This is a genomic window from Dactylosporangium sp. NBC_01737, assembly GCF_035963215.1.
Classification (GTDB): domain Bacteria; phylum Actinomycetota; class Actinomycetes; order Mycobacteriales; family Micromonosporaceae; genus Dactylosporangium.
Genome location: NZ_CP109153.1, coordinates 4,202,832 through 4,226,045, shown reverse-complemented (window position 1 = coordinate 4,226,045; position 23,214 = coordinate 4,202,832). Strand labels below are relative to the sequence as shown.

14 protein-coding genes are annotated in these 23,214 nt (G+C 72.0%); 5 read left to right on the top strand and 9 right to left on the bottom strand.

The window, feature by feature from the left end; translation table 11 throughout:
- Nucleotides 1-49 precede the first annotated feature (49 nt).
- The 7 genes from mraY to mraZ form a co-directional block, all read right to left on the bottom strand.
- Nucleotides 50-1,171 carry a phospho-N-acetylmuramoyl-pentapeptide-transferase gene (gene mraY / locus OHA72_RS19130; RefSeq protein ID WP_327009163.1) on the bottom strand — a complete coding sequence of 374 codons (1,122 nt, stop codon included), beginning with the start codon at nt 1,169-1,171 and terminating at the stop codon, nt 50-52.
- Nucleotides 1,168-2,559: a UDP-N-acetylmuramoyl-tripeptide--D-alanyl-D-alanine ligase gene (locus tag OHA72_RS19125; protein WP_327009162.1), complete on the bottom strand. Its 1,392-nt coding sequence runs from the start codon at nt 2,557-2,559 to the stop codon at nt 1,168-1,170. The genes mraY and OHA72_RS19125 overlap by 4 nt, the downstream gene beginning before the upstream one ends.
- Entirely contained in the window at nt 2,556-4,076 is a 1,521-nt protein-coding gene (locus OHA72_RS19120; protein ID WP_327009161.1) for a UDP-N-acetylmuramoyl-L-alanyl-D-glutamate--2,6-diaminopimelate ligase, read from the bottom strand. Before OHA72_RS19120 ends, OHA72_RS19125 begins: the two co-directional genes overlap by 4 nt.
- Before the next feature lie 45 nt (nt 4,077-4,121).
- A complete protein-coding gene (locus OHA72_RS19115; protein WP_327009160.1) occupies nt 4,122-6,083 on the bottom strand; it encodes a peptidoglycan D,D-transpeptidase FtsI family protein in 1,962 nt (653 codons plus the stop codon).
- 578 nt (nt 6,084-6,661) lie between these two features.
- Nucleotides 6,662-7,180: a cell division protein FtsL gene (locus OHA72_RS19110; RefSeq protein ID WP_327009159.1), complete on the bottom strand. Its 519-nt coding sequence runs from the start codon at nt 7,178-7,180 to the stop codon at nt 6,662-6,664.
- Between the two features lie 34 nt (nt 7,181-7,214).
- The gene (gene rsmH, locus OHA72_RS19105; protein WP_327009158.1) at nt 7,215-8,189 is read right to left on the bottom strand and encodes a 16S rRNA (cytosine(1402)-N(4))-methyltransferase RsmH; all 975 of its coding nucleotides are present in this window, start codon (nt 8,187-8,189) and stop codon (nt 7,215-7,217) included.
- 275 nt (nt 8,190-8,464) lie between these two features.
- Nucleotides 8,465-8,896 (bottom strand): division/cell wall cluster transcriptional repressor MraZ, encoded by a 432-nt coding sequence (gene mraZ, locus OHA72_RS19100; RefSeq protein ID WP_327011607.1) that lies wholly within the window; start codon nt 8,894-8,896, stop codon nt 8,465-8,467.
- A 427-nt stretch (nt 8,897-9,323) separates the two neighbouring features.
- Here mraZ and OHA72_RS19095 point away from each other — a divergent pair, with 427 nt between their 5' ends.
- Together OHA72_RS19095 and OHA72_RS19090 are read left to right on the top strand one after the other, a co-directional pair.
- Nucleotides 9,324-10,568: a Mur ligase family protein gene (locus tag OHA72_RS19095; RefSeq protein WP_327009157.1), complete on the top strand. Its 1,245-nt coding sequence runs from the start codon at nt 9,324-9,326 to the stop codon at nt 10,566-10,568.
- Complete coding sequence (locus OHA72_RS19090) at nt 10,558-11,271, top strand: type 1 glutamine amidotransferase (RefSeq protein WP_327009156.1); 714 nt, start codon at nt 10,558-10,560, stop codon at nt 11,269-11,271. Before OHA72_RS19095 ends, OHA72_RS19090 begins: the two co-directional genes overlap by 11 nt.
- Before the next feature lie 527 nt (nt 11,272-11,798).
- Here OHA72_RS19090 and leuS read toward each other — a convergent pair.
- Together leuS and OHA72_RS19080 are read right to left on the bottom strand one after the other, a co-directional pair.
- The gene (gene leuS, locus OHA72_RS19085) at nt 11,799-14,642 is read right to left on the bottom strand and encodes a leucine--tRNA ligase (RefSeq protein WP_327009155.1); all 2,844 of its coding nucleotides are present in this window, start codon (nt 14,640-14,642) and stop codon (nt 11,799-11,801) included.
- Nucleotides 14,643-14,779: 137 nt separating this feature from the next.
- A complete protein-coding gene (locus OHA72_RS19080) occupies nt 14,780-16,567 on the bottom strand; it encodes a serine/threonine-protein kinase (protein WP_327009154.1) in 1,788 nt (595 codons plus the stop codon).
- Between the two features lie 284 nt (nt 16,568-16,851).
- Between OHA72_RS19080 and OHA72_RS19075 the strand changes: the two genes are divergently transcribed.
- The 3 genes from OHA72_RS19075 to OHA72_RS19065 are packed head-to-tail and all read left to right on the top strand — an operon-like array spanning nt 16,852 to nt 21,670.
- Nucleotides 16,852-17,901 carry an AAA family ATPase gene (locus OHA72_RS19075; protein WP_327009153.1) on the top strand — a complete coding sequence of 350 codons (1,050 nt, stop codon included), beginning with the start codon at nt 16,852-16,854 and terminating at the stop codon, nt 17,899-17,901.
- A 2-nt stretch (nt 17,902-17,903) separates the two neighbouring features.
- On the top strand, nt 17,904-19,202 hold the full coding sequence (locus OHA72_RS19070; protein WP_327009152.1) for a DUF58 domain-containing protein: 1,299 nt from the start codon (nt 17,904-17,906) through the stop codon (nt 19,200-19,202).
- Nucleotides 19,199-21,670: a transglutaminase TgpA family protein gene (locus tag OHA72_RS19065; protein WP_327009151.1), complete on the top strand. Its 2,472-nt coding sequence runs from the start codon at nt 19,199-19,201 to the stop codon at nt 21,668-21,670. The genes OHA72_RS19070 and OHA72_RS19065 overlap by 4 nt, the downstream gene beginning before the upstream one ends.
- Nucleotides 21,671-23,214 lie beyond the last annotated feature (1,544 nt).

The window sequence follows — 23,214 nt, the reverse complement described above, 5'->3', positions numbered from 1 at the left end:
CGACCGTGCGGGTCCCGGCGTGTCGGGACGGCTCGATGTGTCCGGGGCGTCAGCCGGAGCCGCTCATCACCCGCAGGAAGTCCGCGGCGAACAGGCCCAGCGACGCGGCCATGCCCAGCCCGGCGATGATCCAGAAGCGGACCACGATGTTGACCTCGCTCCAGCCGGCCAGCTCGAAGTGGTGCTGCAGCGGCACCATCCGGAAGATGCGCTTGCCGGTCGTGCGGTACGAGCCGATCTGCATGATCCACGTCACGACGATGATGAAGAACAGCAGGCCCATCAGCGGCAGCAGCAGCACGGTCTTGGTCGCCACGGCGAGCCCCGCGATGAGGGAGCCGAGCGCCATCGAGCCGGTGTCGCCCATGAAGATCCGCGCCGGTGACGTGTTCCACCACAGGAAGCCGACCAGCGCGCCGACGGCGGCGCCGGCGATCAGCGCCATCTCCAGGGGGTCGCGCACGTCGTAGCAGTAGTTGGCGGTGTACTCCGGGTCGGCGCACCAGTGCCGGTACTGCCAGAACGCGATCGCCATGTAGCTGCCGATCACCAGGATCGAGGTGCCGGTGGCGAGGCCGTCGAGGCCGTCGGTGAGGTTCACCGCGTTGGACATCGACATGACCACGAAGACGAAGAAGACGACCGCGCCGATCTTGGTGATGTTGAGCCAGTCGATGTCGTGGACCCACGACAGCTTCGGGCTCGCCACCGTGGTGACGACCGCGTCGCCGGTCTTCTCCGCCGGCACGTACAGCGCGATCGCGCCGAAGATGGCACCGATCAGTGCCTGGCCGATGAGCTTGCCGCGCTTGTTGAGCCCGTCGCTGTTGCGCTTGGCGACCTTGAGGTAGTCGTCGAGGAAGCCCAGCAGGCCGGTGAAGACGAACAGGCCCAGCAGCACCACCGCGGTCGCGGTCGGGCCGCTCGGGCGCAGCTGCTGGTCCGGCAGCGTGGTCAGCGCGACGTGCCCGCCGGTGTAGGCGATGAGCGTGGCGAAGATGAACACCACGCCGCCCATCGTGGGCGTGCCCTTCTTGCCCAGGTGCCCCTGCGGCCCGTCGGCGCGGATCGGCTGGTCGGCCTTGAGCCGGGTGAAGTACCTGATCGCGATCGGGGTGCCGAACAGCGAGATGAGGAACGCGACGAACGCCGCGACGAAGACCGCCCTCACTTCGACGCCGCCTCTGCGCGCAGGGCGTCCGCGATGCCCCACGTCCGGTACCTGGATCCCTTGACCAGGACCACGTCGCGGGGGCGCAGCTCGTCGCGCAGCAGCGCGACGGCAGCCTCCTGATCGGTCACGAGCACCGGGTCTCCTCCCCAACTCGCCACGACGGTCGCACCGTGCAGGATCGGCGCGGCCTGCTCGCCCACGGCCACGAGACGGTCGACGCCGAGTTCAGCGGCGAGGCGACCGACCTCCTCGTGCCCGGTTCGCTCATACTCGCCGAGCTCCGCCATGAAGCCGAGCACCGCGATCATCCGCCGCCCGCCGGCCACCGTGGCGAGCGCGCGGAGCGCCGCCGCCATGGACGCCGGGTTGGCGTTGTACGAGTCGTCGATGACCGTGACATCGTCGGCACGGTCGAAGACATCCATCCTTCGGGTCGACAAGCCCTCTAGATCGCCGAGTGTGGCGGCAATCGTGGCCGGATCCACACCGGCGTGCGACGCCACGGCAGCGGCGAGTAACGCGTTGCCGATCTGGTGCCGCCCGGCGGCGTCGAGCCGGACGGGCACGGCGGCGGCGCCGGGGACGTGCAAGGTGAACCCGAACCGCCCGCGGCCCAGGTCCGTCACGTCGGTCGCGCGGAAATCCGACAGTGCCGATTCGCCGGCGAGCACGACCGTGGCGGTGGTGCGCGCGGCCATCGCGGCGACCCGGGGGTCGTCGGCGTTGAGCACGGCCAGCCCAGACGGCCGCAGTACCTCGACGAGCTCGCCCTTGGCCACGGCGGTGCCCTCGACCGAGCCGAACTCGGCGATGTGCGCCACACCGACGTTGACGACCACGGACACGTCCGGCGGCGCGATGTCGCACAGGTACCGCAGGTGCCCGATCCCGCGCGAGCCCATCTCCAGGACCAGGAAGCGGGTGTCCGCGCCGGCCTTGAGCACCGTGTACGGCGTGCCGAGCTCGTTGTTCTCCGACCCGGTGGTCGCCACGGTCGGCCCGGCGGTGCGCAGCAGCGCGGCGATGAGGTCCTTGGTGCTCGTCTTGCCCGACGAGCCGGTGATCGCGACGACGGTCAGGTCGCTCAGCCGGGCCAGGACGGCGCGGGCGAGCAGCCCGACGGCGGTCAGGGGGTCCTCGACCACGATGGTGGGCACGCCGTCGACGGCTCTGCTGCCGAGGACCGCGACGGCGCCGTCGGCGACCGCCTTGGCGGCGAAGTCGTGCGCGTCGACCTTCGCGCCGGCGAACGCCACGAACAGCCCGCCCGGGGCCACCTTGCGCGAGTCGTACTCGACGGGCCCGTCGACGACCGCGGACGGGTCGCCGCCGTGCAGGGTACCGCCGACGGCGGCGGTGATCTCGGCGACGGTGAGGGCGATCATGACGCGGCCGCCCGCAGCGCCGCGGCGAGCTCGACCCGGTCGTCGAATGGCAGGACCTCGCCGCCGACCTCCTGGCCGCGTTCGTGGCCCTTGCCCAGCAGCGCCACCACGTCGCCGGGCTTGGCCTCGGCGACGGCGTGGGCGATGGCGGCCCCCCGGCCGTCGACCTCGACGACGGTGGCGGAGCCGCCCTTCGTGCCGGCGAGGACCTCGGACCGGATGAAGGCGGGGTCCTCGGTGCGGGGGTTGTCGTCGGTGATGACGACGAGGTCGGCGCCGAACGCGGCGGCCCGCCCCATCAGGGGCCGCTTGCCGCGGTCGCGGTCGCCGCCGGCGCCGACGACGCAGATGCCGTGGCCGCGGGACGCGGCGAGGGTCCGCAGCGCGGCGAGGACCTCGACCATCGCGTCGGGCTTGTGCGCGTAGTCCACGACGCCGAGCACGTCACCGGGGGCCTCGACGCGCTCCATCCGGCCCGGCGAGCCGGGTGCCTGCGCGACGGCCTTCGCGGCGACGGCGATGTCGACGCCGACGGCGACGAGCGCGGCGATCGCCAGCAGCGCGTTGGCCACGTTGTGCCGGCCGGGCAGGCCGATCCCGGAGGCGACGGCGTGGTCGTGCCGGTGGACGGTGAAGCGCTGCCCGTAGCCGTCGGGTGTGATGCCGGTGGCGCGGAAGTCGGCGACGGAGTAGCCGGCCGCCGAGTAGGTCCACGTCGCGGGCTTGCGCAGCCGCATGACCTGCGCGTCGTCGAGGTTCAGGATCTCGGTCGCGGCGCGGCCGTCGAACAGGCGGGCCTTCGCCGCGTAGTACGCCTCGACGTCGGGATGGAAGTCGAGGTGATCCATGCCGAAGTTGGTGTAGCCGGCGGCGGCGAACCGCACGCCGTTGACCCGCCCGAGCTCCAGGGCGTGGCTGGAGACCTCCATGACGACCGCCTCGACGCCGCGCTCGAGCCCGGCGGCGAACAGCGCGTGCAGGTCCGTCGCCTCCGGCGTGGTGCGGGCGCTGTCGATGGTGAGGTCGCCGAGGCGCGTCTCGACGGTGCCGATCAGACCGGTGACCTGCCCGGCGGCGCGCAGACCGGCCTCGATGAGGTAGGCGGTGGAGGTCTTGCCGGCGGTGCCGGTGATGCCGATCGTGGTCAGCTGCCGGGTCGGTTCGCCGTACACGTGCGAGGCGACGGCGCCGAGCACCGCGCGCGGGTCGTCGACGACGATCGTCGGCAGGATCGTCGGCAGGATCGTCGGCAGGTCGTGCACCTGCGCGGCGCCCGCGGCGTCGGTCAGCACCGCGACCGCGCCGGCGGCCCTGGCCTGGTCGGCGAACTGCGCGCCGTGGAACCGCGCGCCGGGCAGCGCCGCGTAGAGGTCACCGGGACGAACCGAGGAGCTACTGTGCGTCACGCCGGTGACGGCGGTCTCGCCGTCCTGCGCCGCCATGGGCGCACCTACGAGGGCCGCCAGCTCGACGGCGAGCACGGGACGGACACTCCTCGGGCGGGGATAGCCGGGCACGGGGTCAGACCCTACCCGTCCCGTGGCGAAGTGCCAGAGCCGGTGTCACGGGTAGATCGTCAGCTTCGGCGCCTCGGTGCCCGTCGGCACCACACCGAAGTTGCTCAGGGTGACCGCCATCATCTCCTTGAACAACGGCGCGGCGACCGACCCGCCGGCACCGCCCGGGACGTGCGCGGTGACCGCGACCACATACCGTGGCGCCTCCGCCGGGGCCATGCCGATGAACGACACCACGTCGCCGGGGGCGTAGCCGCCGTCCTGCGGCAGCTTCGACGTGCCGGTCTTGCCCGCGATCCGGTAGCCGGGGATCGCCGCCTGGTGGCCGGTCGCGTCGTCGAGGGTCGTGACGCCCTCCAGCATGACGCGCAGCTGCTGCGCGTACACCGGATCCATGACACGGCGGGTCACCTGCGCGGCCGGCTTCGTCTGCGTGCCGTCCGGCGCGATGATCTTCCTGACCAGGGTCGGCTGGACCCACAGGCCGTCGTTGGCGATCGCGCCGTAGACGGCGGCCATCTGGATCGCGGTCGTGGCCACGCCGTTGCCGATCGGGATCGAGCCCGGGCTGGAGCCGGTCCACTTGTCCGGCGGCAGCAGCTGCCCGGGCGACTCGTTGGGCAGGCCGACGCCGGTGCGCTCGCCGAGACCGAACTTGCGCTGGTACTCGTACAGCTTGTCCTTGCCGAGCATGTCCGCGACGGCGATCGTGCCGACGTTCGACGACAGCGCGAGGATGCCCGGGATGGTCATCGCCGTGCCGTCCTTCTGCGGCGGGTGGTCCGTGTAGGTCGTGTCGCCCTTCTTGACCCGGGAATTGACGGTCACCGTCGAGGACGGCGTGATGAGGCCCTCCTGCAGCGCGGCGCCCATGATGATCGCCTTGTGGATCGACCCCGGGTCGAAGACCGTCGCCGTGCACTGGTCCTTGAGCTGCTCCGGCGGCGACTTGCCCGGGTCGGCGGCGGCGAAGGACGGGTAGCTCGCCATCGCCATGACCTCCATGGTCCTGCGGTCCAGCACGATGGCGGTGCCGAAGCTGGCGCCGAGCGCGGTCATCTTGGCGCCGAGGGTGCTCTGCACCGAGTACTGCAGGTCGGCGTCGATGGTCAGCTCCACCGAGCTGCCCGGGCGGGCCGGCCTGAGCTCCTGGACGCCATACGGCAGCGGCTTGTCGAGGTCACCCTCGCCGTGCTCGTAGGTGTGCATGCCGTCCACGCCGCGCAGCTGGTCGTTGTAGGCCTTCTCGATCCCGAGCTGGCCGGACAGATCGCTCTTCTGGGTGTACCCCAGGACGTTGGAGGCCAGGTCGTAGCCGGGCACCTCGCGGCGTTCGTCGCGGGCGACCTTGAGCGCGCCGCCGTAGCCGAGGGCCTGGATCCGGTCGCCGTCCTCGATGTCGATCTGGTGCACGAGGTACTCGAAGCGCACGTCGGTCTTGCCGTCGTCGCGCTTGTGCGGGGTCAGCTTGCGCACCAGGTCGGAGCGCAGCACCCCGTACCGGTCGAGGATCGCGAACAGCTGGTCGGCGGTCTTCTCCGGGTTCTTGATCACCATCGGGTCGGCGGCGACGTAGCGCGTCTCGACCGAGTGGACCAGGATCTTGCCGGTGCGGTCGAGGATCGCGCCGCGGGACGCCGGGAGGACGTCGTGCACGAGCCGGTCCTTGAGCCCGTCGGCGGCGTACGCGCTGGCGTCGGTGAGCTGCAGCTGGACGAGGCGGATGCCGATCGCGGCGAACATGAGCAGCGCCAGGACCGTGGCCAGGCGCAGCCTGCGGCGCGGTTCGGCGAGCTTCGGCGCGCGGGTGGTGCGTGGCAGGCGGGGCACCCGCACCCGGCTCTGCTTACGCGGCTTGCGCACCGGTGTCGTCTTGCGCACGGGGGTACGACCGGCGCCGCGCCCTGGCACGGCCCGCTTCAGCGGTGCCCTGGTCCGGCCGGTGCGGGGTTCGTCGTCGACGTCCGTCGCGGTGCGGCGCACCCGCTGCGGCGTCCTGGCCTGCATCCGTAGCTGTGGCGTGCTCTCCCGGGTCCTCGCCGCCGGCTGGGTCTTCGGGGTCCTCGCCGCCGGCGGCTGCGGCTGCGTCTTCGGGGTGGCGGCCCGCGGGTGTCCGCGGCGCGGCCGGCGGCGCGGCGGCCCGTGTCGGTGCGGCCGCCCTGCAGCACCTCGAGGGCCGGCCGGAACGGGTCGCCCCGTCCCGAGCCGGCGTGCTCGACCGACGCGTCGCGAACCGAGCGGCCCCGGGGCGTGTAGCGGCGCGCCTCGGACATCGTGCCCCGCACCGGCGGCTCGGCCGGCTGGTCGGTGCCGCCACGGGAACGGGGCCGCACCGGCACCCCCCGCGCCGGCGCGACCGCCCGTCCGCTGCCGACCGGCGTCACGACCGGCCTCCCGCCCGGCGCCCCCGCGCCGCTCGGTGCTGCCCCGCCGATCAGGAGTGTCGCCAGCCATCGTCCTGCAACTTCCCGTTGTTGAGTTGGCGCCTTCGGTCCGTGCCGTCGCCTACCTGCTCGGCCCGGACATCCCGAGTTCGGTCGAGCCTGGTCCGTGCCGTCGCCCACCTGCCCGGTCCGTGCCGTCGTCTACTTGCTCGGCCCGGGCATCTCGAGCTTGGTCCCGTCCGGCAGCAGCAGGAAGGCCGGCGTGCGCGACGGCACGAGACCCAGCTGCTTGGCCCGCGACGCGAGCGTCACCGGGGACTCCTTGCTGGCCAGGTCGCTGCGCAGCCGCTCCTCGTCCCGGTCCAGGGTGCTCTGCTTGGTTCTGAGCGCGTCGAGCTTGAAGGCGTTCTCGGCGATCCGCGTGTTGAGCACGAGGATGCCGATCACGCCGAGGAGCACCAGCACGAGCACGAGCGCCACGAACGGCGCGCGTGGTGCGCTGACCGGCGCGGGTGGTGCCACCCGCAGCCGTGGCCGCTTCTCGTCGCGGGCCGGCGGTGCCGGCTGGGTGGTCCCCCGCTCCGGCTGGAGCGCCGTCGCGCCGACGGTCGGGGCGTCGCTGCTCTGCTCAGCCTGGCGCGCCGTGGTCCGGCCCCCCGACCGCGATGCACCCTGCTGAGTCCTGCGCGGCCGGTCGGCCGGCAGTGTCGTCACGTTCATCTCACACCTCCCCCAGAGGTTGTGCCTGTTGCTGTTACCTGCTGTCCTGCTTGCCGTCCGTGGCTGGCTTGCGCTCGACGGCCCGCAGGCGCACCGATGCCGCCCGCGGGTTGGCCGCCACCTCGGCCGCGTCGGGGAGCTCGGCTCCCCTGGTCAGTACCTGCAGCGCCGGCTCGCTGCCCGGCGGTTCGAAGGGCAGCTCGACCGGCACCGTGGAGCGGGTCCGCCCGGCGATCGCCTGTTTGACCAGGCGGTCCTCGAGCGAGTGGTACGACAGCACGACCATCCGGCCGCCCGGCTTCAGCGCGTCGAGCGCCGCCGGCAGCGCCCGCTCGAGCACGGCGAGCTCGCCGTTGACCTCGATCCGCAGCGCCTGGAACGTGCGTTTGGCCGGATGCCCCCCGGTCCGCCGCGCCGGTGCCGGAATCGAGTCCCTGACCAGCTCGGCCAGCCTGGCCGAGGAGCTCAGCTCCCCCTTCGCGCGTTCCCGCAGGATCGCCTGGGCGATCCGGGAGGCGAACTTCTCCTCCCCGTACACCCGCAGGACCCTGGCGAGGTCGCCGTGGCTGTAGGTGTTGACCACCTCGGCCGCGGTGACTCCCCGCGTCTGGTCCATGCGCATGTCCAGCGGTGCGTCCTGGGCGTAGGCGAACCCGCGGTCGGCGTCGTCGAGCTGCATCGAGGACACCCCCAGGTCGAACAGCGCGCCGTCGATCCCGTCGAGCCCTTCGCCGTCCAGCACGTCCTCGAGCTCGTCGTAGACGGCGTGCACGAGGCGGGTCCGGTCGGCGAACGGTGCCAGCCGCTGCCCCGCGAGGCGCAGCGCCTGGGTGTCGCGGTCCAGGCCGAGCAGCCGCACCTGCGGATGTGCCAGGAGCACGGCTTCGGCGTGACCACCGAGGCCGAGCGTGGCGTCCAGGTGCAGCGCGCCCGTGCGGTCCAACGCCGGGGCGAGCAGCTCGAGGCAGCGCTCGAGCAGCACGGGAACGTGAATGTCCCGCTCCCCCATCGTCGACCCCCTACCGCGGCGGGTTCGCGGCCCGCCGTCGTACTGAACGTTGGTGTTGCCCAGCGCGCCGCTGAGCTGAAACGTGATTCACGTCCTGCTTCACGGGTCGTCGTCGGGCATCGTCGGGCGGCGTACAGGTGCGGTAGTGCACGAGCGCCGTACCGCCAGCTCCCCATCCGCCCACTCCGCCCTGGCGCCGGGGAAGTGGCGTCAGGACCTTGGAGCGGCTGGAGAGCTCGCGGTACGGCGGTCGATCCGGTGTCTGCAGATGGACCTCACAGCCCGCCCGGCAGCACCCCCTCCTCGATGCCGGCGAAGTCGTCTTCGCTTTCGGCGAGGTAGGAGTCCCACGCCTGCCGGTCCCAGATCTCAACCCTGGTGCTCGCGCCGATCACGACGAGTTCGCGGTCCAGCCCGGCATACTCGCGGAGATGCTGCGGGATGGTGACCCGACCCTGACGGTCGGGAACCTCGTCGTGCGCACTGGCGAAGAACACCCGGCTGTAGGCCCGGGCGGCCTTGTGGGTCATCGGTGTTGCGCGAAGCTGCTCGGCGATCCGGGCGAACTCGGCGCCGGGAAACACGTACAGACAGCGCTCCTGCCCCTTGGTGATCACGACACCTCCCGCCAGCTCATCCCGAAACTTGGCCGGCAGGATCAACCGGCCCTTGTCGTCCAGGCGAGGAGTGTGGGTGCCGAGAAACATCGACAACCACCCCTTCCCACCGCGAACGGTCCCCCCGGGGCCGGCCGAGCCCCCCGGCTCCGCCATCGCGCTCCACTGTACTCCACTTCCCTCCACCGTCAACGAGAAAACACCGGAAGTGACATCGGTACGCGTGAAGAAATCCCACGTCAGACGGGGTGTCGCTGGGTGGAGGGGGATTGGCCGGCCGGTCACTCGTCCGGTCGTTTCGGCTGACCGTAAATGAGGACAAACCGCCCATGAGGTCGGACTTTACCGCCCCTTTATGGCTCCGTTAAGGTCGGCCCGGGCCCTCGCTCCGGCACGGTGGAGGGAAGTGGAGCGTTCTGGGACGACCAGCGGGGTGAGCGGTTCGGCGGTGGAGGCGTTGGGTGCGTGATCGGTGGCAGGTAGGGTCTGGCGCATCGCCGGAAGACGTGGAAGTGAGATGACGGACCACAAGCTCCCGATGCGGGCGAAGCTCGCCACATCGTTGTCGCGCGGCGCTGCCGCACTGTCCCGCGCCACCGGCCGGGGTGACGGCTCCGTCATCGGCGGCCGCATCGCCCTGATGGTCGACCCCAACCTGCTCGCCGAGCTCGCGGCGGGCCGGGAGATCGCGCTGATCTCCGGCACCAACGGCAAGACCACCACGACCCGGCTCACCGCGGCCGCCATGGGCGTCCTCGGCGACGTCGCCACCAACAGCCTCGGCGCCAACATGCCCACCGGGCACACGTCGGCGCTGGCCAAGGCGGGCGCCACGCCGTATGCGGTGCTCGAGGTCGACGAGCACTACCTCAAGCAGGTCCTCGACGCGACCCACCCGAAGGTCGTCGCGCTGCTCAACCTCAGCCGCGACCAGCTCGACCGGGCCAAGGAGGTCGCGATGATGGCGGCCCTGTGGCGCGACGCGCTGCCCGGCCGCGACCTGCACCTCGTCGCCAACGCCGACGACCCGATGGTGGTGTGGGCGGCGGGCAAGGCCGTCGCCGCCGGCACCAGCGTCACCTGGGTCGCCGCCGGCCAGCGCTTCCACGACGACTCGTGGGTGTGCCCCGAGTGCGGCGCCTCCATCGAGCGCAACGGCGAGCAGTGGGCCTGCGTCGCCGGCAACCTGAGCCGTCCCGTGCCGCACTGGGCGGTCTCCGGCGACGGGGTCGTGGACAACACCGGCACCTACCACCACATCGAGCTGCAGCTGCCGGGCCGGGTCAACCGCGCCAACGCCGCGACCGCCCTGGCCGTGGCCGCCCACTTCGGCGTGCCCCCGGCCAAGGCCGTGCCGGAGCTGGCGAAGGTCGCCTCGATCGCCGGGCGGTATGCGGTCGTCGAGCGCGACGGCCGGGTCGTGCGGCTGCTGCTGTCGAAGAACCCGGCCGGCTGGCTGGAGGCGTTCGACATGGCCGACGACGTGCCGACCCTGCTGTCCATCAACGCCCGCGACCCCGACGGCCTGGACACCTCGTGGCTCTACGACGTCGACTTCTCCCCGCTGCGCGGGCGGCGGGTCCTCGTCACCGGCGACCGGGCCATGGACCTCGCGGTCCGGCTCGAGGTCAACGAGGTGCCCTTCGAGCACGTGAAGTCCTTCTCGCAGGCCCTGACGGTGATCCCGCCCGGCCGGCTCGAGGTCATCGCCAACTACACCGCATTCCAGGACATCAGAGCGGAGCTGGACCGTGTCAACTGAGTCGCGCCTGCGCCTGATCTGGCTGTACCCGGACCTGCTGTCCACCTACGGCGACCGCGGCAACCTGCTGATCCTCGCCCGCCGGGCCGACCTGCGCGGCCTGCCGGTCGAGTGCGCGGAGGTCCGCGCCGACCAGGCCGTGCCCGCCGACGGCGACGTCTACCTCATCGGCGGCGGCGAGGACGGCCCGCAGGCCCTGGCCGCGCAGCGGCTCATCGCCGACGGCGGCCTGCGCCGCGCCGTCGACCGCGGCGCCACCATCTTCTCCGTGTGCGCCGGTTACCAGCTCATGGGCAACTCGTTCTTCGCCAAGGGCGCCAAGTGCGCGGGCCTCGGCCTGCTCGACCTGGACTCCGACCGCGGCGAGACCCGCGCCGTGGGCGAGCTGGCCGGGGAGGTCGACCCGTCGCTGGGCCTGCCGACCCTCACCGGCTTCGAGAACCACGGCGGCCGGACCCACCTCGGCCCCGGCGTGCGTCCCCTGGCCCGGGTCACCGCGGGTATCGGCAACGACGGCCGCTCCGAGGGCGCGTGGCACGGCCGGATCCTCGGCACGTACTCACACGGGCCGGCACTCGCCCGCAACCCCGGGATCGCGGACCTGCTGCTGCGCTGGGCGACCGGCATGACCATGGAGCCGATCGACGACCGCTGGCCCACCCGCCTGCGCGACGAACGCCTCGCCGCCGTCCTCAAGCCCTGACGCCCCGCACTCCCGCGTCCCCACGTCCCCACGTCCCCACGTTCCGCGGTCCCACGTCCCGGCGGTCCCACGTCTCCACGTCCCGCGGCCCTGCAGTTCCGCGGCCCGGCAGTCCCACGTCCAACAGTCCTGCGGCGTCCGTGCCTGCCACCGTGACGGACACGGACCCGGGCCGGTGACGGCTGGCTGCTTCCAAAGCACCGTACCGCACCCGACCTAATTGATCTCCGGCGCCGTCACCACCCACTCACGTTCCGCATTGTCTGCGTCCGTTACGGCAACGTCGGCCTCCGCCGGTCGCTCGCTTCGCAACCCAGGCCCGGCCCCGGCGTGATCGAAGTCGCCCCGTGGCCGCCCGGGCGGCCACGGGGCGACTTCGATCACGCCAGCAAGACTGGCCGGTGGCCCGCCAGGGCCTCGCCGGCCGTTTCGAAGCCGGAGCGGCGCTGCGCGACGAAAGACGTCGGTCGCTACGACCGGCATCGTAGCGACCGACGTCTTCGCGGAACCAGTTGGGCGAGCCAGGGTCAGACGACGACCGAGACCATGCGGCCCTGCACGACGATGACCTTCTTCGGGGTCTTGCCGGCCAGGTGGGTGGCGACCTCGGCCAGCGCGGCCTCGCGCACCGCGTCCTCCCCCGCGTCGGCGGCGATCTCGAACGTGCCGCGGACCTTGCCGTTGACCTGGACCGGGTACTTCACCGACTCGGCGACCAGGTATGCCTGGTCCGCGACCGGGAAGTCGGCGTAGGCGATCGACGTGTCGTTGCCCAGCCGCTGCCACAGCTCCTCGGCCAGGTGCGGCGCGAACGGTGACACCATGCGCACCAGCGGGTCGACGACCTCGCGGGGCGCGCCGGCGGCGGAGACCTGGGTGACCCGGTTCGTCAGCTCGATCAGCTTCGCGATCGCCGTGTTGAACCGCATCTCCTCGATGTCGACGCGGACGCCGTCCACGACGCGGTGCAGCAGGCGGCGGGTCTCGTCGTCCAGGGGGGCGTCCACGACGCGGGTGGCGTCGGTCTGCTCGTCGACGACCAGGCGCCAGACGCGCTGCAGGAAGCGCTGCGCGCCGACGACCGCGCGGGTCTCCCACGGGCGGGACACGTCCAGGGGACCCATGGACATCTCGTAGACGCGGAAGGTGTCGGCGCCGTACCGCTCGCACATCTCGTCGGGCGTGACGACGTTCTTCAGCGACTTGCCCATCTTGCCGTACTCGCGCTTCACGCGGCCGTCGCGGTAGAAGAACTGCCCCGGGGAGCGCTCCTCGACCTCCTCGGCGGGCACGTAGACGCCGCGCTCGTCGGTGTAGGCGTAGGCCTGGATGTAGCCCTGGTTGAACAGCTTGCGGAACGGCTCCTCGCTGCTGATGTGGCCCAGATCGAACAGGACCTTGTGCCAGAAGCGCGCGTACAGCAGGTGCAGCACCGCGTGCTCGACGCCACCGACGTACAGGTCGGCGCCGCCGACGTCGCCGGGCTGCTGCGGGCCCATCCAGTAGCGCTCGTTCTCCCTGTCGACCAGGTCGTCCTTGTTGGCCGGGTCCAGGTAGCGCAGCTCGTACCAGGATGAGCCGGCCCACTGCGGCATGACGTTGGTCTCGCGGGTGTAGGACTTCGGCCCGTCGCCCAGGTCCAGCGTGACCTCGACCCATTCCTTGGCGCGCGACAGCGGCGTCTCGGGCATGCTGTCGGCGTCGTCGACGTCGAACGTGCGCGGCGAGAAGTCCTCCACCTCGGGCAGCTCGACGGGCAGCATCGACTCGGGCAGCGCGATCGGCAGGCCGGTCTCGTCGTAGACGATCGGGAACGGCTCGCCCCAGTACCGCTGGCGGCTGAACAGCCAGTCGCGCAGCCGGTACGTGATCGCGCCGACGCCGTGGCCCTCGGCCTCCAGCCAGTCGATGATCTTCGCCTTGGCCTCGGTGACGCCCAGGCCGTCCAGGAAGGCGGAGTTGATCGCCGGGCCGTCACCGGTGTAGGCCTTGCCGTCGGACGGGAAGTCCGCGGAGGGCTGCACGGTGCGGATGATCGGCAGGTCGAAGACCTCGGCGAACGCCCAGTCGCGCTCGTCCTGGCCGGGGACCGCCATGATCGCGCCGGTGCCGTAGCCGGCCAGCACGTAGTCGGCGATGAAGACCGGGATGCGGGTGCCGTTGACCGGGTTGACCGCGTACGCGCCGGTGAAGACGCCGGTCTTCTCCTTGGCGTCGGCCTGCCGCTCCACGTCGGACTTCCCCGCCGCGAACGCGCGGTAGCTCGCGACCGCCTCGGCCGGGGTGGCCGCGCCGCCGGTCCATTTGTCGTTGGTACCGGCGGGCCACGCCGGCGGGATCAGCGAGGAGACCAGTTCGTGCTCGGGGGCCAGCACCATGTACGTCGCGCCGAACAGCGTGTCGGGGCGGGTGGTGAAGACGCGGATCGGCTCGTCACCGTCGGTGGCGAAGTCGACGTGCGCGCCCCGGGACCGGCCGATCCAGTTGCGCTGCATGGTCTTGACCTTGTCCGGCCAGTCCAGCCGGTCCAGGTCGTCCAGCAGGCGGTCGGTGTACGCGGTGATCCGCATCATCCACTGCCGCAGGCTGCGCTTGAACACGGGGAAGTTGCCCCGCTCGCTGCGCCCGTCGGGGGTGACCTCCTCGTTGGCCAGGACGGTGCCCAGCCCAGGGCACCAGTTGACCGGCGCCTCGGAGATGTACGCCAGCCGGTACCCGTCGATCACCTCGCGCCGCTCGATCGGCGTCAGGTCCGCCCACGCGCGGCCGTCCGGCACAACCCGCTCACCGGAGGCGAAAGCGGAGATCAGCTCCTCGATCGGCCGGGCCTTGCCCGCGTCGGTGTCGAACCACGAGTTGAAGATCTTCAGGAAGATCCACTGTGTCCAGCGGTAGAACTCGGTGTCGGTGGTGGCGACGCTGCGCCGGTCGTCGTAGGCCAGGCCCAGCCGGCGCAGCTGCCCGCGGTACCGCTCGACGTTGGCCTCGGTCGTGATCCGCGGGTGCGTGCCGGTCTGCACCGCGTACTGCTCGGCGGGCAGGCCGAACGCGTCGAACCCCATCGGGTGCAGCACGTTGTAGCCGGCCATGCGGAAGTACCGCGTGTAGCAGTCGGTGCCGATGTAGCCCAGCGGGTGCCCGACGTGCAGCCCCGAGCCGGACGGGTAGGGGAACATGTCCATCACGTACAGCTTCGGCGCGCCCGCGCGGGGGTGGCTCGGGTCGCTGAGCGGGCCGGTCGGGTTCGGCGCGTAGAAGGTGCTGTGCTCGGACCAGTAGTCCTGCCAGCACGCCTCGATGTCCGCCGCCATCGCCGCCGTGTATCGGTAGGGCGGAATGTCGACCGCTCCGTCGGTCACAGCCTCGCTCATGAGCTTCTCGCCGCCTTCGGTCTCGCCGGATGTCTCGGGGATGCACGCTTCACCCGGCGTCATTGTCCGGGCATGAAAAAACCCCTCACGCAGGAGGGGTCGCCGTGCGGACGCTGTCAGTGCGTCAGCACGGCTCACTAAGAAGCCGGACTGCCCGTGTCATGTCTCGCAGTGTACCGCAGCGTCCGCCGCCGGTCGCAGCGCGTTTCAGTCCGGGGTGGCCACCGGGACTCCCCCGGCGCACCTGACCTCGAAGCGCAGCCGCATCCCGGCCAGGTTGAACTCCACCCGGGACTTGTCGCGGGCGCCGCTCTGCAGGGAGACCAGCGTGGCGCCCGCGGCCGGTTCGGCGCCGGTGACGTTGACCTTGTTCCCGGAGCACACCGCGACGATGACGCCACCGAGCGTGCCGAGGCGGACCGGGTTTCCGGCGGCCGGTGTGGTACCCCCACCGCCGGAGCCGCCGCTGCCGGGACCGCCGGTGCTGCCGGGGCCGGGCCCGCCGACCGAGCCGCCCTGCCCCCCCTGCCGGGTCCACCACCGGGTCCGCCACCGGGTCCACCACCGGGTCCGCCGCCTGGGCCGCCACCGGGCCCGCCCGTGGCGCCGTCCTCCACGGCCGGCACCTCGGCATCGGCGGACGCCGGGGTGCCGGTGTCACCGGACGGCGGCACGGCCGGGCCTGCGGTCGCGGTGGCCACGGCACCGCGACCTGGGCCACCGCGGGCCGCCTCGGCCGAGGCCTGCGGCCCTCCGGTGGGCCGGTGCAGCGTGAACGTCACCAGCAGCGCCGCGACCACGACCACCACGGCGAGACCGGCGAGCACCCGGCGGCGCTCGCCCGCGTCGTCGCCGATCACGTCGGTGGCGCCGTCGACGGCCGCGATGCCCCCGACCCGCACCAGGCCGGTCGGGCCGTCGTCGGGCGCGTCCTGCCCGGCACGCACGAGGCCGGTCGATTCCCCGGACGGGAGACCTTCGGTGGGGGTGCCATCCGTCATGACCGCGGCGGCGGGGCCCGCTCCGGCGTACACCAGGGCGGTGGCGTCGACGGGCGACGGTGGCGCCGGGTGTACCACATCCAGCTCTTCGGCACTCGGACGTGGCGACACGCCCGCCGCCGCCGCCAGGACGGCCGCCGCCTCCTCCGCGGAGGGTCGCGCGGCGGGCGCCTTGACCAGGCAGCGCATGCACAGGTCACGGACCTGCGGTGGCACCCCGGGCAGCTCCGGCAATGGATCCGGCGCGACGGTCACGTGCGAGCGCAGCATCTGGGTGGTGGTCTCGCTGTCCCACGGCAACCGGCCGGTGAGGCAGCGGTAGAGCAGCAGCCCGAACGCGTAGACGTCGCTGGCGGGCACCGCGTCGTCGCCGACGAGCCGCTCCGGGGCCAGGTAGGCGGGGGTGCCGAGGACCAGGCCGTCGGCGTCCAGACCGCTGCCGGGGTCGCCGGGGATGCCCACGATGCCGAAGTCGACGAGCTTCGCCGCGGCGGGGGTGAGCACGACGTTGGCGGGTTTGACGTCGCGGTGCACGAACTGCGCGGCGTGCGCGGCGGCGAGCCCCGCGGCGACCTCGGCGCAGACCCGGATCGCCGCGGCGGGGCGCAGCGGGCCCGCCGTGAGCCGCTCGGCGAGCGTCGGGCCGCGCAGCAGTTCCATGACGACGAACGGGTTGCCCTCTGCGGTTTCGCCGTAGTCGTACACATTGGTCACGTTCGGATGCGAAAGGCTTGCGGCGGCCCGGGCCTCGACCCGGATCCGGCGGCGCCAATCGGCGTCGGCGGCGAACGTGCCGGCGAGGACCTTGACCGCGACGGACCGGTCGAGCACCTCGTCGCGGGCGCGCCACACCACCGACATGCCGCCCTCGCCCAGGCGGTCGCCCAGGCGGTAGCGACCGTTGAGGAGCTGCCCCTCGTCCACGGTCCCAGTCTGCCGGAATCGGCGCCGGCCGCATCCCGGCAGATCCGTTTGTTGAACATTTGCGGGGGTACGTGCGGCTCGCCGCCGGCCCGCCGGAAAAAACGTCGCAGACAGTCACGACCGTGATGTCCGCAATGACGGTTTCCGGTGCGGCGCGGTGTCAATTCCCCGGCTAGCCTGAGGGGATACAAGCGGCTCGGCTTGCCAACCTATTTGTGCAACCGGGCGGTTCACCTATGGGTCTTACACCTAACGGTGGCCACAGCAGGACACGAGGAGGCCAGTTGACCAGGCACCGCACGTTCGAGGAGCTCGGGGCCCCACTTCCCAGCCCGGAGTTCCGCGCCGCGACCGATGCGATCGTCGCCAACATCGAGCAGGTCATCGAGGGCAAGACCGCCACCGTGCGGCTCGCGCTCGCCGTCATGCTCGCTGAGGGCCACCTCCTCATCGAAGATGTTCCCGGCGTCGGCAAGACCAAACTCGCCAAGGCCCTTGCCAAGTCCATCGACTGCTCGGTGCGGCGCATCCAGTTCACGCCCGACCTGCTGCCCAGCGACGTCACCGGGGTCAGCGTGTACAACCAGGAGACCCGCGACTTCGAGTTCAAGCCGGGCGCGGTGTTCGCGAACATCGTCGTCGGCGACGAGATCAACCGCGCCTCCCCCAAGACGCAGTCGGCGCTGCTGGAGAGCATGGAGGAGCGGCAGGTCACGGTCGACGGCGCGACCTACCCGCTGCAGATCCCGTTCATGGTCATCGCCACGCAGAACCCGATCGAGATGGAAGGCACCTACCCGCTGCCCGAGGCGCAGCGCGACCGGTTCACCGCCCGGATCGCGATGGGTTACCCGGACATGGGTGCCGAGCTGGCGATGCTCGACGTGCACGGCCGCCACGACGCGCTCGACGACATCCTGCCCGTCTCCGACGCCACCCAGGTCCGCCGGATGATCGCCACCGTCCGCGACGTGCACGTCGCCGACGCAGTGAAGCAGTATGCGGTCAACATCGTCACCGCCACCCGCGAGTCCAGCGAGCTGCGGCTCGGTTCGTCGCCCCGCGCCACGCTGCAGCTGCTGCGCACCGCCCGCGCCGTCGCGGCCCTCGAGGGCCGCGAGTTCGTGCTCCCCGACGACCTGCAGGCCCTGGCCGTGCCGGTCCTCGCGCACCGGGTCATCCCGACCGCCGAGGCGCAGCTGTCGCGGCGCACCACCGACGCGATCATCGCCGAGCTGGTCCACCGGCTGCCGCTGCCCTCGGACCGGCAGCCGCGGTCACCGTATGACACCCGCACCGCGCCGCCACGCGGACAACAGTTCGGGGGTCGCTGAGCATGCGCGAGGCGCTGCGGGGGCTCACCACACGGGGCCGTAGCTTCCTGGCCGCCGCCGCAGCGGCCCTCATCGCGTCGCTGATCCTCGGCGAGCGTGACCTGCTCCGGGTGGCGGTGCTGCTCGCGGCGCTGCCGCTGCTGTCCGCCGCCTACGTCGGGCGCACCCGCTACCGGCTGTCCTGCAGCCGCACCCTGGACCCGCACCGGGTCCAGGTCGGCGCGAGCGCCCGGGTGATCCTGCGCCTGCAGAACCTGTCCCGGCTGCCCACCGGCACGATGCTCCTCGAGGACCGGCTGCCGTATGCCCTGGGCAGCCGACCCCGCCTCGTCCTGGAGAAGCTCGGCGCGCATCAGGCCAGCTCCGTGGCGTACACGGTGCGGGCCGACGTCCGCGGCCGCTACGAGGTGGGCCCGCTCGTCGTGCGGCTCACCGACCCGTTCGGGCTGTGCGAGCTGACCAGGGCGTTCCCGTCCGTGGACCGGCTCACCGTCATCCCGCAGGTGGTGCCGCTGCCGTCGGTGCGCCTCGCCGGCGAGTTCGCCGGCTCCGGCGAGAGCCGCGCCCGGTCCGTGGCCGTGCACGGTGAGGACGACGCCGCCACCCGGGAGTACCGCTACGGCGACGACCTGCGCCGCGTCCACTGGCGCTCCACCGCCCGCACCGGCGAGCTCATGGTCCGCCGTGAGGAGCAGCCGTGGGAGAGCCGGGCGACCGTCGTGCTGGACACCCGCTCCACCGCCCACCGCGGTGAGGGCCCGACCGCCAGCTTCGAGTGGGCGGTGTCGGCCGCCGCCAGCGTCGCGGTCCACCTGCGTCACGCCGGCTACAAGATGCGCCTGGTCACCGAGGCCGGCGTCGACGTCGACGCGACCGAGATCGACGGTGACGGCCCGCTGCTGGACCAGCTCGCCGACGTGCGGCTCGCCCAGCGCGGCGACATCGCCACCCTCATCGAGCGGGTCCGCCGCCGCAGCGACGGCGGCCTGATCATCGGCGTCTTCGGGCTGCTGTCCTCGGCGGAGGCGGAGCTCCTCGCGGGGTTCCGGTCCAACAACGCCACCTGCATCGCCCTGTTCATCGACTCCTCGACGTGGCTCAACCTACCGACCGCGGCCCGCGAGGAGGCCGACAAGGCACACGGCGTCGCCTCGCTCGCGCTGCTGCGCAGCGGCTGGCGGGTCGTCGAGGTGCCGCACGGTGCGAAACTCCCCGCACTGTGGCCACAGGCCGGACGGGGGTCGCAGGGCTTCGCCTGGCGGGCCGCGTCGGCGGAGAGCGTCGCCGGAGGCGTGCGGTGAACCAGCGCAAGCACCTGACCCTGATCGCCGCCGGCTCCGCGTTCCTCTCGGCGCTGCCGCTGATCAACGTCTTCGAGGAGATCACCTGGGCGATCCGGGCGTTCCTCGTCGTGGCCGCCATGTGCGGCGTGGCGCTGCTGGTCCGCAGCCTCCGCGCGCCCAGCTGGGCGCCGAGCGCCGCGATGGCCGTCGCCGCCCTGTTCGGGCTGACCTGGCTCTACCCGAGCTCGCAGGAGTTCATCGGGATCATCCCGACCCCCGGCACGATCAAGCACTTCGGCTCGCTGCTGAGCACCGCGTCGACCGAGATGAGCGAGTTCGCCACCCCGGTCGGCGACCGGCCCGGGTTCCTGTTCCTGGCGACCCTCGGCGTCGCGGTCGTCGCCCTCGTCGTCGACCTGTTCGCCGTCGTGCTGCGCCGGCCCGCGCTCGCCGGCCTGCCGATGCTCGCGATCTACTCCGTGCCGGTCACGGTGACCACCGAGAGCACCAACTGGTTCCCGTTCGTGCTCGGCGCCGTGGGCTTCCTGTGGCTGCTGGTCACCGACAACGTCGACCGGGTCCGGCGCTTCGGCCGCCGCTTCACCGGCGACGGCCGCGACGTCGACCTGTGGGAGCCCTCCCCCCTCGCCGCCGCCGGTCAGCGGCTCGGTGCGGTCGGTGTCATCGCCGCGGTACTGCTGCCCCTCATCCCGTTCGCGATGCCGGCCGGCGTGATCGACCAGCTCGGCTCCGGCGCGGGTGGCGGCGGCGGGATCGGCCCCGGCGGCAAGAACGGCAAGCAGGTCAGCATGTTCGCCCTGCTCTCCGGGCAGCTCAACCGGGACAAGGCGTTCGACATGGTCAAGGTGACCAACGTCAGCAACGACCCCAACCCGTACTACCTGCGCTTCAACGTGCTCGAGGAGCTCACCAGCCGCGGCTTCAACCAGAAGCCGATCACCGGTGGGAAGACCGTCGGCTCCGGCCTGGCGGCCCCCGTCTGGGACCCCTCGGTCAAGACCACGACCCAGAAGGCCAGCATCGAGATCACCAACGACCTGGCCATCTACTTCCTGCCGATCTACACCTGGCCGACGAAGCTGGAGAAGGTCGACAACAACTGGTCCTTCGACGCCAACACCGCCGTCGTGTACTCCAGCAAGCAGACGACCGCCAAGAAGAAGTACACGGTCGAGTACACACGCGCCGAGATCAGCCCCGATGACCTGCGCAAGGCACCCGCCGTGAAGGAGAACGACCCGGCGCTGCGCGGCACCATGATGGCCCCGGCCAACAAGGTGGTCACCGACAAGGTCGCCGAGCTGACCAAGGGCAAGACCACCCAGTACGACAAGGTCAAGGCGATCTGGGAGTACTTCTCCGTCGCCAACGGCTTCGCCTACGACACCAGCACCGGCGCCGACACCAGCGGCACCGGCATCGCCGACTTCCTCAAGAACAAGCGCGGCTACTGCGCCCAGTACGCGGCCGCCTTCGGCTGGCTGCTGCGCGAGGCCAAGATCCCGTCCCGGGTCGCGTTCGGCTTCGCCCGCGGCGGCACCCGCCAGGGCCAGACGATGACCCTCACCAACTTCAACCTGCACGCCTGGACCGAGGTGTACTTCGCGGGCTACGGCTGGCTGCCCTTCGACGCGACCCCCTCGCAGTCGATCGGCGGCTCGGTGTCCCCGTCGTACCTGCCCAGCGAGACCAGCGACACGGGCGATCCGGTCGACGAGAACCTGCGCAACCGCCCCGGCGCCAACCCGACCAGCAGCGTCGACCCCGGCGCCGTCGGCGACCCCGGCAACAACCCGGGCGACACCGGCGGCACCGGCGTCACCGGCGACACCGGCTCACTGCTCGCCACGGCCGCCGTGGCCGGCGGCTGGCTCCTCGGCGGCCTGCTCATCGTCGCGCTGCTGCTGTCACCGGCCCTCGTCCGCGGCCGCACCCGCCGCACCCGCCTGCAGTCCGCGGCCGCCGCACCGAAGCTCGCCCCGGACGAAGCCGCCCCCGGCGTCATGGTCCTCGTCGGCGAGGACCACGTTGCCCGCTCCCAGGCCCACCACGCCTGGGACGAGCTCGTCGACACGATGATCGACTACCACGTGCCGACCGACGACGCCGAGACCCCACGGGCCACGGTCACCCGCCTCGTCACGAAGGAACGCCTCCGCGACCAGGCCGAGCAGGGCGTCCGCCTCCTCAGCACGGTCGAGGAGCACGCCCGGTACGCCCGCCACCCGCTCACCGGCGGCCAGCTGCGCTCCGCGGTCGACGACGTCCGCACGGCGTTCGCCGCCCGGGCCAGCCGCAAGACCCGCATCCTGGCGGTCCTCCTGCCCCCGTCGGTCCTGCGCCGCTGGCGCGCCACCACGTCCCAGCGCTCGAGCACCGCGTCCCTGTGGCTCGGCCGAGGCTGGGACAAGCTGATGCGCGCGATCAGCGTGCGCCGCTTCGTCGCCCGCCGAGCCGACCGCTGACCCCGCCGACCGCTCGCCCGTGATCGTGGAACTTCGGTGGACGTTTTGGTCCGCCGAAGTCCCACGATCACCCGCACCCCGGGCAGCCTCCCGCTGAGCGGCACCCTTTTGCGGGCTTTGGTGCGTACGCGGACCAGCCCTATCCTTCGATCATGGACCCGCGACCGAATCGCGGGAACGCGACAAAACAGCGATCAGGGCGTGGCACGGCCCGCAACCGGCCTGATCACCTCCCCGTGATCACGGAGCTTCGCTGGGCCCGGGGTGCCACTGAACGTCCGTGATCACTTGAAGGTCACAGTGCTCGACACTCAGCGACGAACTCCACCGATGTTCGAAGGCGCGCTCCGGCCACGGGGACGACCAGCCCTGTCCTTCGATCACGGAACCAAGATCCAATCACTGGGGAGCCCGGCGAAGATCGCCACCTGAAGCGTGGCACGGCCCGCAATCGGCCTGATCGCCTCCCGTGATCACGGAACGTCGCTGTGCCTGCGGCGCCATCGAAGTCCCGCGATCATCTGCAGGTCGCAGCGCCAGCACCGAGCGGCGACCCCCACCGTGATCCAGGGCGCGCTCCGGCCGCGGGGACGACCAGGACCGTCCTTCGATCATCGAACAAAGATCGAATCGACGGGGAACGCAACGAAAGACAGCGACCCGAGCGTGGCACCAACGTCCGCAATCGGCCTGATCACCTCCCGGGATCGCAGCGCCAGCATCGAGCGGCGAACCCCGCCAGTGATCCAAGGCGCGCTCCGGCCGCGGGGACGACCAGGGCCGTCCTTCGATCACGGACCCGAGATCGAATCGACGGAGACGGCGGGGCACCGTGCGAAGGCCGGCCCGTGACCGGCGACCAGCGGGCCGACATGGGTTGACGAGCAGCGTCAAGGCGCCAGGTCGATGGTGGCGAGATGGGCGTGGGCCGCCCGATCCTGCTGGCGCGCAGGATGCCGCTGGCAATGAGCGCGAAGGCGAGGCGGGACCTGCCACCGGTCTGACCAGCACGACCCCGGCAGGATCGAAGCCAACCTGATCCGGCATGTTCCGGCCGTGCAAGGCGTTCGCCGACGAACGGAAGCGGCGAAAACGGGTGCAAGCGGCGGCAAACAGGCATCGACGGCGGGCGGCGCAGGCGGGGCGGCGCAGTCGGTGGGCGGGGTGACGCGAGCGTGCGGCGGGCAGGGCTGAGTGGACGGGAAGTGCGCAGAGTGACGCGAGCACGCAGCGGGCGGGGGGTGACGCGAGCGCGTGGCTGGCAGGGCTGAGTGGGCGGGAAGTGCGCAGGGTGGCGCTAGCACGTGGTGGGCGGCGGCGAGGGCGCGAGCCTGCTGCCGGGCAGGGCGGCGCAGGCGGGGGGCGGAGAGTGGCGCGAGCGTGCGGTGGACGGGGCGGCACGAGCACGCGGTGGACGGGGCGGCACAAGCACGCGGTGGACGGGGCGGCACAAGCACGCGGTGGACGGGGCGGCACAAGCACGCGGTCGACGGGGCGGCACAAGCACGCGGTGGACGGGGCGGCACGAGCGTGCGGCGGGCAGG

Excerpts from the sequence above, each read along its gene's own strand:
- rsmH (WP_327009158.1), bottom strand. The coding sequence starts at position 8,189 with ATGGGGGAGCGGGACATTCACGTTCCCGTGCTGCTCGAGCGCTGCCTC.
- leuS (WP_327009155.1), bottom strand. The coding sequence starts at position 14,642 with ATGAGCGAGGCTGTGACCGACGGAGCGGTCGACATTCCGCCCTACCGA.
- OHA72_RS19115 (WP_327009160.1), bottom strand. The coding sequence starts at position 6,083 with ATGCAGGCCAGGACGCCGCAGCGGGTGCGCCGCACCGCGACGGACGTC.
- OHA72_RS19110 (WP_327009159.1), bottom strand. The coding sequence starts at position 7,180 with ATGAACGTGACGACACTGCCGGCCGACCGGCCGCGCAGGACTCAGCAG.
- mraZ (WP_327011607.1), bottom strand. The coding sequence starts at position 8,896 with ATGTTTCTCGGCACCCACACTCCTCGCCTGGACGACAAGGGCCGGTTG.
- OHA72_RS19095 (WP_327009157.1), top strand. The coding sequence starts at position 9,324 with ATGACGGACCACAAGCTCCCGATGCGGGCGAAGCTCGCCACATCGTTG.
- OHA72_RS19125 (WP_327009162.1), bottom strand. The coding sequence starts at position 2,559 with ATGATCGCCCTCACCGTCGCCGAGATCACCGCCGCCGTCGGCGGTACC.
- OHA72_RS19070 (WP_327009152.1), top strand. The coding sequence starts at position 17,904 with ATGCGCGAGGCGCTGCGGGGGCTCACCACACGGGGCCGTAGCTTCCTG.